Source organism: Pseudomonas sp. NPDC085632, assembly GCF_044541255.1.
GTDB lineage: Bacteria > Pseudomonadota > Gammaproteobacteria > Pseudomonadales > Pseudomonadaceae > Aquipseudomonas.
The window spans coordinates 25,333-41,116 of the sequence record NZ_JBITSX010000040.1 but is presented as its reverse complement, the minus strand read 5'-3'; the positions used below and the strand labels follow the sequence as shown (position 1 = coordinate 41,116).

Sequence of the window (15,784 nt, the reverse complement as noted above, 5' to 3'; positions counted from 1 at the left end):
GCATCGCCTTGGGTGACAGCTACTCCGGTATCGAGTTGTACAAAGGCAGCAACTACGGTGACACCTTCGTCAGCGGGGCCGCCGCCGATAGCTTCGACGGCTTGCAGGGCAGCGATGTCCTCGATTACTCAACCTCGGCTCAGGCCATCAGCATCACTTCGGCCGTTGGCGCAGCGGGCACCGGCACCGGTGGTGATGCTCAGGGCGACACGTTCATCAACGTCGAAACTGTCGTCGGATCGGCCTTCAACGATACATTCACCCTCACCAGTGGTGGCTTGATCCTCAATGGCGGTGCGGGCAATGACGTCTACGTCATCAATGGCAATGCCAATGCCGGCATCATCGAAGCTGCCGGTGGCGGAATCGACGAGGTCTTCACTAATCAGCTCAACATGACGCTGGCGGCCAACGTCGAGCGGCTGACCTACACCGGCACTGGCAACTTCACCGGGCGGGGCAACGCTGGCGACAACGTGATCACGGGTGGCGCTGGCAATGATGTCCTCTTCGGTGGCGCGGGCGCGGATCAGTTCATCGGCGGCGCCGGCATGGACACCGTCAGTTATGAAGACGAAAACACCGGTGTCGGTATAACTCTCAACTTCAAGACTGGCGTGCACACAGGACTGGCCCTGGGGGATACCTTCGACGGCATCGAGACCATTCGGGGCTCGGGTTATGGCGACACCTTCTTCGCCGGGGCTGGCATCGACACGCTGGATGGCGCCGGTGGCAGTGACAAACTGGACTACTCCGGCTCGACGCAAGCCATCAACCTGTCGGTCACCAGTGGCGCTGGTACGGGTCAGGGGGGGGACGCGCAAGGCGATCAGTTCAGCAATATGGAGTGGATCATCGGGTCGGCCCTTGATGACCGCTTCACCGTAAACGCCGGCACCACCGCCATCAGTGGCGGCTCGGGCAACGATGTCTACATCATCGAGGGCACGGGTGGTATCAATGCCATCGAAGTGGCGGGTGGCGGTGATGACGAGGTGCGTACCAGTCAGGCCAGCGGGGTGCTGAGTGCGGAAATCGAGCGGCTGACCTACACCGGCAGCGGTAACTTCATCGGGCGCGGAAATACCGGCGACAACATCATCACCGGTGGTGCGGGCAACGATGTGCTCATCGGCGGCGCAGGGGCTGACCAGCTCATCGGTGGCGCCGGTATCGACACTGCCAGCTACGACGATATCTCCACTGGAACGGGTGTGACCCTCAACCTGAAGACGGGTGAGCATACCGGTGTGGCGCGCGGCGACACCTTCAGTGGTATCGAGGCGTTCCGTGGTTCGGTCTATGCCGATACGTTTGTCGCCAGCACTGCCGTCGATACAATCGATGGCAATGGCGGCTCCGACACGCTGGATTACTCGACTTCCGCGCAGGCCATCATCATGTCGGTCGCCAATGGCGGCGGCGTCGGTGTGGGTGGCGACGCGCAAGGCGATGTGTTCAGCAACTTCGAGAGCATAGTCGGCACGGCTCAGGACGATCAGTTCACCCTCACCGCAGGTTCAATGACGTTCAGTGGTGGTGCGGGCAATGATGTCTACATTGTCAACGGTAGTGGGACGATGACCGTCATCGAGGGCGCTGACGGTGGCGATGATGAAGTGCGCACCAGTCAGGCCACTGGCGTGCTGAGTGCTGGTGTCGAGCGTCTGACCTATACCGGCGTCGGGATTGGTAACTTCACCGGCCGTGGCAACGCGAGCGACAACATCATTACCGGCGGCAGTGGCAATGACGTGCTCATGGGCGGCGCCGGCGCGGACCAACTGATCGGTGGCGCCGGCACTGACACTGCCAGCTACGAAGACGATTACAGTGGTGCCGGTGTGACGCTGAACTTCAAGACCGGTGTGCACACCGGAAACGCAGCCGGAGACACCTTTACCAGCATCGAGACGTTCCGTGGCTCGTCCTATGGCGATACCTTTGTTGCAAGCGGCCAGGCCGACGTCTTCGACGGCGCCGACGGCACTGACAAGCTGGACTACTCCGGCTCTGCCCAAGCCATCGTCATGACGGTGACCAACAACGCCGGCACCGGCGTGGGTGGCGATGCGCAAGGTGATGTGTTCAGCAAATTCGAAAACATTGTCGGGACAGCCTTCGACGATCAGTTCACGGTCACGGCCGGAACCATGACCTTCAGCGGTGGCCAGGGTAACGACATCTATATCGCCAACGGCAGTGGTGCAGTCCTGGTCAATGAGCTGGCAGGCGGCGGTGATGATGAAGTGCGCACCAATCAGGCCAGCTACACCCTGAGCGCGGAAGTGGAGCGTCTGACCTATACCGGCACGGGCAGCTTTACCGGGCGGGGTAACGCCGGTGACAACATCATCACTGGCGGTGCGGGCAATGATGTTCTATTCGGTGGCGCAGGTGCGGACCAACTGATTGGCGGGGCCGGTTTCGACATCGCCAGCTATGCCGATGGCGGCATGGCGATTATCAGCACCAAAGCCGGCGTTGCCAGCGGTGGGTCGGCGACAGGAGACATCTACAGCGGTATCGAACAGATCAACGGATCCAACACCGGCGACATCTTCATTGGTGGTGCGGGTGCCGATCGTTTCGATGGCGGCACCGGTACTGATTACCTCAGCTTTGCCTATGAAACCGAAGGGGTCACCTTCAACCTGAGCGCGCCATTGGTTAGCGGAGTGGGAGCGGGTGACGTGTACACCTCAATCGAGGCTTTCCTGGGTTCCAGCTATGCGGACACCTTTACCGGCAGCGCTGGTGCAGCCGAAAGCTTTGTCGGCGGAGGTGGTGCGGATGTGCTGATCGGCGTGGGGCGCGGCGACGCTGCGTGGTACGTCAACAGCGCTGCAGCGGTGCAGGTCAATCTGTTGACCGGTACAGGCACCGGAGGCGATGCCGAGGGGGATGTGCTGAGCAACATCGACAACCTGGTCGGTTCCGCATTCAACGACACGCTGACTGGCAATGCGCTGGCCAATATGATCGAGGGCGGTAACGGTAACGACATCATCGACGGCGGGGACGGCAACGACATCCTGTACGGCAACAACTTCAGCGATACCGGTGCCCTGACCGGCGTGTCCTCGACGGATAACCAGGCAGACATCATCCATGGCGGTAACGGTAACGACTACATCACGGGTTACGTGCGGGATGCCGGATCGATTTACTATGGTGATGCGGGCAATGACAGGATTACTGTCGTCTCAGCTATCGCAGACGGTGGCGATGGCGATGACGAGTTGATCGCCATCGGTAATGGCTATGAACTACGAGGCGGCGCGGGCAACGATAAGCTGTACCTGAGCGCCTCGGGTGATGGCTATGGTGGTGAAGGAAGCGATCAGTACTTCGTGGCCTCGAAGACCATGGTGGCGATTTTTGATGACGGTATCTCGGGCAACGACACTGTTACCCTGAGGAATATTCAGACGTTCGGTGACGTTGTACTCAAGTCCAATGACTTGGGTGTCTATATCTTCAATAAAGCCGACTTCCAGAGCGGCAACCTGAATTCCGGTGTATTCCTCAAGGATTGGAATGCGGGTGCCAACACTATCGAGAAGTTCTACACCAACAATGGCGAGTCCTTCACCATTCCGGTGGTTGGACAGGCAATGTCTGAAGCATTCACGGTGTGATGATTAACTAGCGACAACAGAAAAACGGCGAAGCCTGTACTCAGGTTTCGCCGTTTTTTTTGCTTCGATTTTTATTCCAGACAAAAGAAAACCCCCGACAAACCAGAAGTCTGTCGGGGGTTTCTTTTGGAAAGCTCAGGCGTCTCGCAACGCCTGAGTGCTCAGCTTATTGGCAAGCTTCGCAATCCGGCTCGTCGATCGCGCAAGCCTTTGGCACTGGAGCAGGACCGGCAGGAGCTGCCAGAACCGAATCATCACCGTGGTTGCCGCCGCTGGAAACAGCGTTCAGCTTGCTGGTGCTGATGGTCGACTTCTCGGTGCTGGTCGCGGCCAGGGCACGGAGGTAGTAAGTGGTTTTCAGGCCACGGTACCAGGCCATGCGGTAGGTCACGTCGAGCTTCTTGCCCGATGCGCCAGCGATGTACAGGTTCAGCGACTGGGCCTGGTCGATCCACTTCTGACGACGGCTGGCCGCGTCAACGATCCACTTGGTGTCCACTTCGAACGCGGTCGAGTAGAGCTCTTTGAGTTCTTGCGGGATGCGCTCGATCTGCTGAACCGAACCGTCGTAGTACTTCAGGTCGTTGATCATGACCGAGTCCCACAGACCGCGAGCCTTGAGGTCGCGAACCAGGTACGGGTTGATCACGGTGAATTCGCCCGACAGGTTCGATTTCACATAGAGGTTGTGGTAGGTCGGTTCGATCGACTGCGAGACGCCAGTGATATTGGCGATGGTCGCGGTCGGTGCGATGGCCATGATGTTGGAGTTACGAATGCCTTTCTGTACACGGGCGCGGACCGGTGCCCAGTCCAGGGATTCGTTCAGGTCGACATCGATGTACTTCTGGCCACGTTGCTCGATCAGGATCTGTTGCGAATCCAGCGGCAGGATGCCTTTGGACCACAGCGAACCCTGGAACGTCTCGTACGCACCGCGCTCGTCAGCCAGGTCGCAGGACGCCTGGATCGCGTAGTAGCTGACCGCTTCCATCGACTTGTCGGCGAACTCGACGGCGGCGTCGGAACCGTAAGGGATGTGCTGCAGGTACAAAGCGTCCTGGAAGCCCATGATGCCCAGACCGACCGGACGGTGCTTGAAGTTGGAGTTCTTCGCTTGTGGCACCGAGTAGTAGTTGATGTCGATCACGTTATCGAGCATGCGCACAGCGGTGTTCACGGTGCGTTCCAGCTTGGCGGTGTCCAGCTTGCCGTTGACGATGTGGTTCGGCAGGTTGATCGAGCCCAGGTTGCAAACGGCGATCTCGTCCTTGTTGGTGTTCAAGGTGATTTCGGTGCACAGGTTCGAGCTGTGAACCACGCCGACGTGCTGCTGCGGGCTGCGCAGGTTGCACGGGTCTTTGAAGGTCAGCCATGGGTGGCCGGTTTCAAACAGCATGGACAGCATTTTGCGCCACAGGTCTTTGGCCTGGATGGTCTTGAACAGACGAACCTTGCCTGGGTATTCGGTCAGGGCTTCGTAGTACTCGTAGCGCTCTTCGAAGGCTTTACCGGTCAGGTCGTGCAGGTCCGGTACTTCGGATGGCGAGAACAGGGTCCACTTGCCGTCGTCGAAGACGCGCTTCATGAACAGGTCAGGGATCCAGTTGGCGGTGTTCATGTCGTGGGTACGACGACGATCATCACCGGTGTTCTTGCGCAGTTCGATGAACTCTTCGATGTCCATGTGCCAGGTTTCCAGGTAGGCACACACAGCGCCTTTGCGCTTGCCACCCTGGTTAACGGCTACAGCGGTGTCGTTCACCACTTTGAGGAACGGAACAACGCCTTGCGACTTGCCGTTGGTGCCTTTGATGTACGAACCCAGTGCACGCACCGGCGTCCAGTCGTTGCCCAGACCGCCAGCGAATTTCGACAACATGGCGTTGTCGTGGATCGCGTGGTAGATGCCCGACAGGTCATCCGGCACGGTGGTCAGGTAGCAGCTCGACAGCTGTGGGCGCAGGGTCCCGGCGTTGAACAGGGTCGGAGTCGACGACATGTAGTCGAAGGACGACAGCAGGTTGTAGAACTCGATCGCACGGTCTTCTTTCTGCTTCTCTTCGATCGCCAGGCCCATGGCCACGCGCATGAAGAAGATCTGCGGCAGTTCGAAACGAATACCATCCTTGTGGATGAAGTAACGGTCGTACAGGGTTTGCAGGCCCAGGTAGGTGAATTGCTGATCGCGCTCGTGGTTGATCGCCTTGCCCAGTTTTTCCAGGTCGAAGGAGGCCAGCACAGGGTTCAGCAGTTCGAACTCGATACCTTTGGCGATGTAGGCCGGCAGCGCCTTGGCGTACAGGTCGACCATTTCGTGGTGAGTGGCGCTTTCGGCCACACCGAGGAAGCCCAGGCCTTCGGCACGCAGGGTGTCCATCAGCAGGCGAGCGGTGACGAACGAGTAGTTCGGCTCGCGCTCGACCAGCGTACGCGCGGTCATCACCAGGGCGGTGTTGACGTCGGTCAGAGCCACGCCGTCGTACAGGTTTTTCAGGGTTTCGCGCTGGATCAGGTCGCCGTCGACTTCTTCCAGGCCTTCGCACGCTTCGGTGACGATGGTGTTCAGGCGGCCCATGTCCAGCGGCGCCAGGCTGCCGTCAGCACGGGTGATGCGGATCGACGGGTGCGCGTTGACTGCTTCTTCGGCCGGGGCGTGGGCAGCGCGTTCTTTCGAACGACCGTCACGGTAGATCACGTAGTCACGCGCGACTTTCTGCTCGCCGGCACGCATCAGGGCCAGTTCGACCTGGTCCTGGATTTCTTCGATGTGGATGGTGCCACCCGATGGCATGCGACGCTTGAAGGTCGCGGTGACCTGCTCGGTCAGACGGGCCACGGTGTCGTGGATTCGCGACGAAGCGGCAGCGGTGCCGCCTTCAACTGCGAGGAACGCTTTGGTGATAGCGACGGTGATCTTGTCATCGGTGTAAGGAACGACAGTGCCATTACGCTTGATCACGCGCAGTTGACCAGGCGCGGTGGCTGCCAGATCCGAATTCGAATCGGCGGCCTGCGGCAAGGTGCCCTGCGGGTTCTCGCGAGTTGTGTCGGTTTGCATGGGGGGTGGTCTCCACATTCTCTATGTTTGTTTGGGCACCATCATGGTGCCCACCGTTCTGTCCAGAAGCACTACAGCCGACGGGCGTCGGGTATAACAACTTCGGGACAGTAGGAAAAAAGGCTGATGAAGCCGCATCCTTGCCGAAGTTTTTGGCGACGAGCCAGGGCTCGAGCCGGATTCCTTCCAAGGTGACAGTAATGACTGCAACACCCGTACCGTTCCGGTCGTTTCCAACCTGAAAAACGATGCCATCCGCAAGTGCGGTTTGGGCTTTGAAAAACTTGCTTGGTTCAACCGGAAACCGGCAATAAATCGCTTGAGTTTCAGGTCTGAAATATGGTTGGGCGTTTAAGCGGAAAACCCTATATGTAGGGGCTCTCCCTGCGCCGTGCTACAAGATAATGCGTTTCAAGGGTGCTTGCAACGTACTAGCTGTGGATAAACCTGTGCGTAAATTGTGTAAGAAACGTCGAAAAAGCGTGTAGGCCGCGAACCTGCTGAGCTAGACCGTCTGTCACTGTTTTTTCACCGGGAAAAACGCTTCAGCGGATTTTTAAGGGCGCGAACCCTATCACAAAAAACCGCCTTGTCCGAACGCATTTACCGACTTGTGTTCTGGCTGTGCGCCGTTTATACAATCGGCCCATGCGCAGGCATTCTTATCCTCCCCAAACATGACAAAAGGACGGGAGGATCTGAAGCTGTGGGAATTGTGTTGGGTCAGACGTTCCTCTTTAATTAATAACAATAGAAAGCAGAGGTCACCGGTGGAGCAACAAGCCTTTCAGGTATTGATCGTCGAGGATGACCAGCGATTGGCCGAACTGACGCGCGATTACCTGCAAGCCAATGGATTGCGCGTGGACATCGAAGGCAACGGTGCGCTGGCGGCGGCGCGGATTATCAAGGAGCAGCCGGATCTGGTGATCCTCGACCTGATGCTGCCCGGCGAAGACGGCCTGAGCATCTGCCGCAAGGTGCGCAATCAGTATGACGGGCCGATTCTGATGCTCACCGCGCGCACCGACGATGCCGATCAGATCCAGGGGCTCGACCTCGGCGCCGACGATTACGTGTGCAAACCGGTGCGGCCACGGCTGTTGCTGGCGCGCATCCAGGCGTTGCTGCGCCGTAGCGACACGCCTGAACCGGTCGCAGAGAAATCCCGTCGTCTGCAATTTGGTCCGTTGGTGGTCGACGACGCCTTGCGCGAGGCGTGGCTGAGTGACAACGGCATCGAACTGACCAGCGCCGAGTTCGATCTGCTCTGGCTGTTGGTGTCCAACGCCGGGCGGATTCTGTCCCGCGAAGAAATCTTCACCGCACTGCGCGGCATCGGCTATGACGGCCAGGACCGTTCGATCGATGTGCGCATTTCGCGCATCCGCCCGAAAATCGGTGACGACCCCGACCATCCGCGCCTGATCAAGACCATCCGCAGCAAAGGTTATCTGTTCGTTCCTGAAGCCTGCGCAGACCTGCCGCTGTGAATTCGATCTTCCTGCGCATCTACGGCGGCATGTGCGCAGCGATCATTCTGGTGGCGGTGCTCGGCGTGCTGGCGCTGAACCTGCTCAATCAGGTGCGCAGCGAGCAATACCGCGAGCGGCTGGCTCACGGCACGTTCTCGCTGATGGCCGGCAACCTGCAACCGATGAACGAAACCGAGCGTCATCGCGCGTTGCTGGTGTGGGAGCGTTTGCTGGGGATTCCGCTGGCCCTGAAGACATTTGCCGAAACCGACCTTGATCTGTCCCAGCGCACCCGCGTGCAGCGTGGTCAGGCGTTGGTCGAGCAGACCGGGCCGCACGCGGCGAAGGTTTACCGGATGGTCAGCGACAAGGAACAGCTAGTGCTGGTGGGAGAAGTGCAGCAGATCAGCGAACAGCTGGCCCGCGCGACCATTTACCTGTTGGCCGATGAGCTGGTGCGCGTACCGGTCGGCGAGCAGCCCAAGCGTCTCGCACAGATAAAGGAAGAAAAGGGTTTCGGTTTCGATCTGCGCCTGGTCACGGTGAATGATGCCGACATGGACGAAGACCAGAGCCGCCGCGTGGCCGAAGGCGACACCGTCATGGCGCTGGGCAAGGGCGGCGATTCGATCCGCGTCTTTGCCGGCATGGTCGGCACGCCGTGGGTGCTGGAGATCGGGCCGCTCTATCAGATGAATCCCTACCCACCGGAATGGCTGGTGTTGATCGCTGCGCTGGGGCTGAGCCTGATCGGTCTGATCGTTTATTTGCTGGTGCGCCAGCTGGAGCGGCGTTTGCGCGGGCTCGAAGCGGCGGCCACGCGCATCGCCAAGGGCAGTCTGGAAACCCGTGTGCCGGCGCGCGGTGCCGATTCGGTCGGACGTCTGGCAGCGGCGTTCAATGGCATGGCCGAGCACTTGCAGCAACTGCTGGCGATCCAGCGTGAACTGGTGCGCGCGGTGTCCCATGAATTACGCACACCGGTGGCGCGTCTGCGTTTCGGCCTGGAGATGATCGGCTCGGCGACCACGCCGCAAGCGCTGGAGAAGTACCGTGAGGGCATGGATCACGACATCGAAGACCTCGATAAACTGGTCGATGAAATGCTCACCTATGCGCGGCTGGAACAAGGTTCACCGGCGCTGACGTTTCAGCGCATCGATCTGGACGCATTGGTCAATCAGGTGATCGAGGAACTGGCGCCGTTACGCGCCGAGGTCACGGTGCAGCGTGGTTTGTGCCTGTCTGCTGCGGACAACGATGATGCCTGGGTCGAAGCCGAGCCGCGCTATCTGCACCGGGCGCTGCAGAATCTGGTGAGCAACGCGATGCGCCATGCACGTTCGAACGTGACGGTGAGTTATCAGGTCGGGCAATTGCGCTGTCGCGTGGATGTCGAAGATGACGGGCCGGGCGTACCGGAAGTGGCGTGGGAGCGGATTTTTACGCCGTTTCTGCGTCTGGACGACAGCCGTACGCGGGCGTCGGGCGGGCATGGTCTGGGGTTGTCGATTGTGCGGCGGATCATTCACTGGCATGACGGCCGGGCGATCATTGGCAAGAGCAAGAGTCTGGGTGGGGCGTGTTTCAGCCTGAGTTGGCCGAGGAATCAGGAACGCCGCTAAGTATTTGCGGTGATTGTGCTGGCCCCATCGCTGGCAAGCCAGCTCCCACAGTGACCGGGGTGAGCACAGATTTAAGGTTCACACAGAAACCTGTGAGAGCTGGCTTGCCAGCGATGAGGCCCTGACAGGTGATAAAGATTTCAGGCCTTGATGCTGACCAGACTCAGCAACTGCCCATCCTGCACCCCGAACTGCGCCTCCAGTTCGGTGCCGTTGCGCCACTCGGCGGACAAGTGCGTCAACAGCCGCAACCTCACTTGGCCCGCTTCAGTCCACTCCAGTACTTCAGCGTGCTCGAAATAAAAGCGCTGCTGCACAATCGGGTACAGCGCCTTGAACAGACTTTCTTTCACCGAAAACGTCAGCGTCACCCACAACGCCAACTGTTCCCGCGAGGCGGCCGTCATGCGCTGCATTTCAGGTGGCGTGAGAATCTCCCCAGCCAGGCGCTCGGCACGTTCGGTGTTGAGCATGTTTTCCAGATCCATGCCCAGCCCACGCCAATGCTGCTTATTGGCAACAATTGCCGCCGCACGACCGGTGCTGTGGGTGATCGAGCCGCAGATATGTGCCGGCCATATCGGTGCGCGGTCTTCACCAATCGCTGGTACAACGCCGCTGCCTTCCAATTGCTGCAACGCTGCGCGGGCGCAAATCCGCCCAGCGAGGAATTCTGCCTGACGCTTGGCCACCGAGCGCTGAATGCTTGGCGGCGGCTCGATGGCGCTACGGCGAAAGTCATCGCCAAGCAATTGAGCCGCGTCGAAATGGGTGCTGAGCAGCACGGTGTCGGGCAACACCGTCGGCAACGGCCAGTGGCTGTCGAGCGCAGTGCAGCAGGCGGGGAGAGTGGGGGTGAGATTCATGGCGGGCATTTTGCCGGTTAGTCGGGCCGAGGTCGAGATGATCGTTCCCACGCTCTGCGTGGGAATGCCTCAATGGACGCTCTGCGTCCGCTTTGGGACGCAGAGCGTCCCGGGCTGCATGCCTTTGCTGCGCGTGGGAACGATCAGGTGCTGGCGGTCAGCTAAAGATTTTCTGCAAGAACGCTTTCATGTCAGCCCAGGATTTTTCATCCGCGGCCTTGTTGTACCCGATGTCCGGGCCACCGTGCTCGCCATGGCTGAGGCGATCGGCATCCGGATTAGTGAAACCATGCTTGGCGCCCTCCAGACTGACGAACTGATAGTCAGCCCCGGCCTTGTCCATTTCTGACTTGAATGCGGTGACATTGTCCGGCGTGACCATGCTGTCCAGCACGCCGTGCTCGACCAGAATCTTCGCCTTCACGCTGCCAGGCGTTGCCGGGGTCTTGGTCGCCAGCGCACCGTGGAAACTCACCACGCCTGCCAGCGGCTCACCTTGTCGCGCGGCGTTGAGCACCACGCCACCGCCGAAGCAGTAACCGATGGCGGCGATTTTGTTGACGTCGGTCTGCGGCTGCTTCTTCAGCAAATTCAGCCCGGCCTCGAAGCGCTTGCTGGAAGCCGCCGCATCCTGAGTCGCGGCCTGCATGAACGCCATTGCATCTTTCGGGTGCTCGGTGTTCTTGCCTTCGCCGTACATATCAATCGCCAGCGCGCTGTAGCCGAGCTCGGCGAGATCGCGAGCGCGGCGCTTGGCGTAATCGTTCAGACCCCACCATTCGTGCACCACGACGACACCCGGACGCTTGCCTTTGATGGCGTCGTCATAGGCGTAGTAGCCGATCAACTTTGTGCCATCGGCACTTTGGTAGGGAATTTCTTCAGTCTTGATCGCAGCCTGAGTGAGGCTGCTGACAGCCAGCAAAGTAAGGGCGAGGAACAGGCGCATGGTCGGGTCTCCTGACAGTAAAGGGTCAAAACAGCCTAGTTCATTTGGTTCAGGTCAGGTTCAGAGACGGTTCAGGGGCGGTACAGGGGAGGGTCAGTAACCTTGCGCCATACCCAAACAGCACTGTGAAAGAGGAAATACACATGACTTTTAATAAACTGTTGCTGGCATTGACCGTAATGAGCGCCAGTATCGCGGCCCAGGCCGACACCACTTCGAACTTCGCCGGCCTGAGCTTCGGCCAGACCAGCGACAAGATCAACAAATCCAACTCGCTGAACAACAACCTCGATCACCCGAACGCCACTGGCGCCATCGACGGCAACAACACCTACGGCGTCCGCCTCGGTCAGCAAAACAGCCAGGGTCGCTACTACGCCACCTACGACAACGTGTCGGGTTCGCACAATGGCATTAAACTGCGTCAGGAAAACCTGTTGGGCAGCTACGATCTGTTCTACCCGGTGGGCGGCAGCACCAAGTTGTTCGGCGGTGCGACGGCGGGTTTGACCAAGCTGACTCAGGATTCGCCGAGCTACAGCCGCGACAGTGACATCGGTTATGCGGTCGGCGGCCAGTTCGGTGTGTTGCAGCAAGTCTCGCAGAACACCTCGGTCGAACTCGGTTACCGTTACCTGCGCAGCAACGCCAGCACTGAAATGAAAGAGAGCGGTGGCAGCAAGCAGGGCTCGCTGGATTTGACCAGCAGCGCCCAGACTTATCTGTCGGCCAACTACAATTTCTAAGGAGCGAATCGCCTTGGAACCCTGTGGGAGCGAGCTTGCTCGCGAAAGCGATGTTTCATTCAACACCTCGTTGACTGAATAGCCGCCTTCGCGAGCAAGCTCGCTCCCACAGGTGGTTGTGGAGATTTCAAGTGATTAGGAGAAGGTCATGAAACTGTTGGTCGTCGAAGATGAAGCGCTGTTGCGCCATCACCTGCAAACCCGCCTGACGGAAAGCGGTCACGTGGTCGAATCCGTGGCCAATGCCGAAGAGGCGCTGTACCAGACCGGGCAGTTCAACTTTGACCTGGCGGTGATCGATCTTGGCTTGCCGGGCATGGGCGGCCTCGACCTGATCCGCCAGTTGCGCGCGGGCGGCAAGACCTTCCCGATCCTGATCCTCACCGCGCGCGGCAACTGGCAGGACAAGGTCGAAGGCCTCGCCGCGGGCGCTGACGATTACGTGGTCAAACCGTTCCAGTTCGAAGAACTCGACGCGCGCCTGAACGCCTTGCTGCGCCGCTCCAGCGGTTTTACCCAGTCGACCATCGTCGCCGGCCCGCTGCTGCTCGACCTCAATCGCAAACAGGCGACCCTCGACGAGCAACCGCTGGCGCTGACCGCCTACGAGTACCGCATCCTCGAATACCTGATGCGCCATCACCAGCAAGTGGTGCCCAAGGATCGCTTGATGGAACAGCTCTACCCGGACGACGACGAGCGCGATCCGAATGTCATCGAAGTGCTGGTCGGCCGTTTGCGGCGCAAACTCGAAGGCCCGGCCGGGTTCAAGCCGATCGACACCGTGCGTGGCCTCGGCTATCTGTTCAATGAGCGCTGCACTTGATTCGTTCCCTTCGCGTTCGCTTGATGCTCGCCGCCACCACGTTGGCGGTGTTGTTCATGCTTGCCTTGCTGCCGGCCATGCAAGGCGCGTTCAGCCTGGCGTTGCAGGACTCGATCGAGCAGCGGCTGGCCTCGGACGTGACCACGCTGATCTCCGCCGCGCGGATTGAGAACGGTCGGCTGGTGATGCCCAATCAGTTGCCGGATGAGCGTTTCAACCTCACCGACTTCCGTTTGCTCGGCTACATCTACGACCGCGAAGGGCACCTGGTCTGGCGTTCGAAAGCCACCCAGGAAGAGCAGATCAACTACAAACCGCGTTATGACGGCCTCGGTAACGAGTTTGCGCGGATCCGCGAAAGCAATGGTCAGGAATTCTTTGTCTACGACGTTGAGGTCAAGCTGCTCGGCGGTAAAAGCGCGGCATTCAGCATCGTCGCCCTGCAGCCGGTGCGCGAGTACGAAACGACCCTCGAAGGCCTTCGCGAGAACCTCTATCTGGGCTTCGGCGCTGCATTACTCGTGCTGCTGGCGCTGCTGTGGATCGGCCTGACCTGGGGCCTCAAAGCCCTGCGTCGGCTCAGTCAGGAACTCGACGAAATCGAAGGCGGCACCCGTGAAAGTCTCACCGAGCAACATCCCCGCGAACTGCTGCGCCTGACCGGCTCGCTCAACCGTTTGCTGCACAGCGAGCGCCAGCAGCGCAGTCGTTATCGAGACTCTCTCGATGATCTGGCGCACAGCTTGAAAACCCCGCTGGCGGTGTTGCAAGGTGTCAGTGAAGACATGGCCCAACGTCCCGAAGAACGCGATCAGGCCTGGGTGCTGCAAAGCCAGATCGAGCGCATGAGCCAGCAAATCAGCTACCAACTGCAACGGGCCAGCTTGCGCAAAAGCGGTCTGGTGCGCCATCAGGTGCGCCTGCAACCGGTGTTGAAAAGTCTCTGCGACACCCTCGACAAGGTTTACCGCGATAAACATGTGCGCGTGGCCTTTGATCTGCCTGAGCATTGTTACGTGCCGATCGAGCAGGGTGCGTTGCTGGAGATGATGGGCAACTTGCTGGAGAACGCTTATCGCCTGTGTCTGGGCGAAGTGCGCATCAGCGTGCGCGAAACCCTTGCCGGGGTGGAATTGTGTGTGGAAGACGACGGCCCGGGTGTGCCGCCGGATCAGCGCGCGCGGATTCTTGAGCGTGGTGAACGCCTGGATGCTCAGCATCCGGGGCAGGGCATCGGGCTGGCCGTGGTCAAGGACATTATTGAAAGCTATAACGCCAAGTTGGCGCTGGGCGATTCGCCGATGGGTGGGGCGGCGTTCAGGATTCATTTTCCTGCAGTTTGAATGTCGGCCTTTCTGGCCCCATCGCTGGCAAGCCAGCTCCCACAATGTCCGAGTTGTACACAAAATTCATGTACACCCTCAAAACCTGTGGGAGCTGGCTTGCCAGCGATGGGGCCAGTGACTTCACCACAAGATTGTTGATTGCCTCACTGCTCCTGCGCCCGATACGCCCCCGGTGTCAGCCCCGTCCACTTCTTGAACGCCCTATGGAACGCCGACGGCTCGGAAAATCCGAGCTGTTCGGCGATCTGTTGCAACGACAGATCCGCCCGCCCCAAATGATAAATGGCGATATCCCGCCGCAGCTGATCCTTCAGTTCCTGAAAACTCGTGCCTTCCTCGCGTAAATGCCGGCGCAGGGTTTGCGGGCTGATGTGCAGATGCGCCGCGACCGCCTCCAGATCCGGCCAGTTCGCACTGTCGCGGCTGAGCAAGCGGCGCAGGCGGCTGCTCAGGCTGTCGCCGTCGTCCGGACGTGAGAGCAGGTCGGCGGGGGAGCGTTCGAGGAAGTGTTTGAGGGTGCGTTCGTCCTGCAACAGCGGCATAGCCAGATAGCGGCAGTGGAATAAAAGGCTGCTTTGCTCGGTGCCGAAGGTCAGCGGGCAGGGGAACAGCAGGTCATATTCGGCGCCATGCTCCGGGCGTGGATAGCTGAATGTCGCCTGTTCGAGGCGAATCCGCTGACCAATCAGCCAACTGCCCAGACGATGCCAGATCACCAGCAGGCTTTCAGTAAGAAAGTGATCCGGGTCCCACATCTGCGAATCATCGAGGCTCAAACGTACCCATTCGTCTTCGCGACTGAGGCTCAGGCGCGGAGCTTCGGGGAATAGGCTATAAAACAATAAACCGCGTTGCAGTGCCTTCTCCAGATTGCGGCAGTGAATCGAGGCATGGCACATCATCGCGAAACTGCCGGGCTTGCTCGCTGCGTTGCCGAAACCCAGGTATTCGTCGTCCAGCGCCAGCCACAGGCCCTGAATCAACCGGGTGAATTGTTCCGGGGCAATGCGCGCACGCGGCTCATCGAGCAATTCCGGGCTGATGCCCAGTTGCAGCAGCAGGCCCGAGTAATCGAAACCCACGCGGCGTGCGCCACCGAGGGCGGCACGGGCGAAATGACTGGCGATGGTACGTTCGCGCATAAGCGGCAGATCCTTCCTCAGGCGCCGGATGGTAGCCGGCGGCTGGACACGCCTACAAGGCGGATTTCCGCCAAATTGTAGGACGAGAAGCGGCGAGTTGGCGG

The 15,784-nt window shown here is 59.7% G+C and carries 10 protein-coding genes; 6 read left to right on the top strand and 4 right to left on the bottom strand.

The genetic code is table 11. The annotated features are described in order from the left end of the window. A partial coding sequence (locus tag ACIF4X_RS21650; RefSeq protein ID WP_397483665.1) for a beta strand repeat-containing protein occupies window positions 1–3,644 on the top strand: 3,644 nt, incomplete at its 5' end. Window positions 3,645–3,810: 166 nt separating this feature from the next. Here ACIF4X_RS21650 and ACIF4X_RS21645 read toward each other — a convergent pair. After that, window positions 3,811–6,705: a ribonucleoside-diphosphate reductase subunit alpha gene (locus ACIF4X_RS21645; RefSeq protein ID WP_397483664.1), complete on the bottom strand. Its 2,895-nt coding sequence runs from the start codon at window positions 6,703–6,705 to the stop codon at window positions 3,811–3,813. 770 nt (window positions 6,706–7,475) lie between these two features. Here ACIF4X_RS21645 and ACIF4X_RS21640 point away from each other — a divergent pair. Further along, window positions 7,476–8,198 (top strand): response regulator, encoded by a 723-nt coding sequence (locus ACIF4X_RS21640; RefSeq protein ID WP_277758878.1) that lies wholly within the window; start codon window positions 7,476–7,478, stop codon window positions 8,196–8,198. After that, complete coding sequence (locus ACIF4X_RS21635) at window positions 8,195–9,805, top strand: ATP-binding protein (protein WP_397483663.1); 1,611 nt, start codon at window positions 8,195–8,197, stop codon at window positions 9,803–9,805. The genes ACIF4X_RS21640 and ACIF4X_RS21635 overlap by 4 nt, the downstream gene beginning before the upstream one ends. Before the next feature lie 140 nt (window positions 9,806–9,945). Here ACIF4X_RS21635 and ACIF4X_RS21630 read toward each other — a convergent pair whose 3' ends face one another. Further along, a complete protein-coding gene (locus ACIF4X_RS21630) occupies window positions 9,946–10,671 on the bottom strand; it encodes a 4'-phosphopantetheinyl transferase (protein WP_397483662.1) in 726 nt (241 codons plus the stop codon). 157 nt (window positions 10,672–10,828) lie between these two features. Then, complete coding sequence (locus ACIF4X_RS21625; protein ID WP_397483661.1) at window positions 10,829–11,620, bottom strand: dienelactone hydrolase family protein; 792 nt, start codon at window positions 11,618–11,620, stop codon at window positions 10,829–10,831. A gap of 143 nt (window positions 11,621–11,763) precedes the next feature. Between ACIF4X_RS21625 and ACIF4X_RS21620 the strand changes: the two genes are divergently transcribed. The 3 genes from ACIF4X_RS21620 (at window position 11,764) to ACIF4X_RS21610 (ending at window position 14,535) form a co-directional block, all read left to right on the top strand. After that, window positions 11,764–12,366: a membrane protein gene (locus ACIF4X_RS21620; RefSeq protein WP_007917526.1), complete on the top strand. Its 603-nt coding sequence runs from the start codon at window positions 11,764–11,766 to the stop codon at window positions 12,364–12,366. A 148-nt stretch (window positions 12,367–12,514) separates the two neighbouring features. Beyond that, window positions 12,515–13,192 (top strand): response regulator transcription factor, encoded by a 678-nt coding sequence (locus tag ACIF4X_RS21615; RefSeq protein WP_016987432.1) that lies wholly within the window; start codon window positions 12,515–12,517, stop codon window positions 13,190–13,192. Further along, the gene (locus ACIF4X_RS21610; protein ID WP_122597280.1) at window positions 13,189–14,535 is read left to right on the top strand and encodes an ATP-binding protein; all 1,347 of its coding nucleotides are present in this window, start codon (window positions 13,189–13,191) and stop codon (window positions 14,533–14,535) included. Before ACIF4X_RS21615 ends, ACIF4X_RS21610 begins: the two co-directional genes overlap by 4 nt. Before the next feature lie 146 nt (window positions 14,536–14,681). On the opposite strand, the gene ACIF4X_RS21605 is transcribed toward ACIF4X_RS21610, so the two are convergent. Then, window positions 14,682–15,680, bottom strand: a complete 999-nt coding sequence (locus ACIF4X_RS21605; RefSeq protein WP_397483660.1) for an AraC family transcriptional regulator — start codon at window positions 15,678–15,680, stop codon at window positions 14,682–14,684. Between the last annotated feature and the right edge of the window lie 104 nt (window positions 15,681–15,784).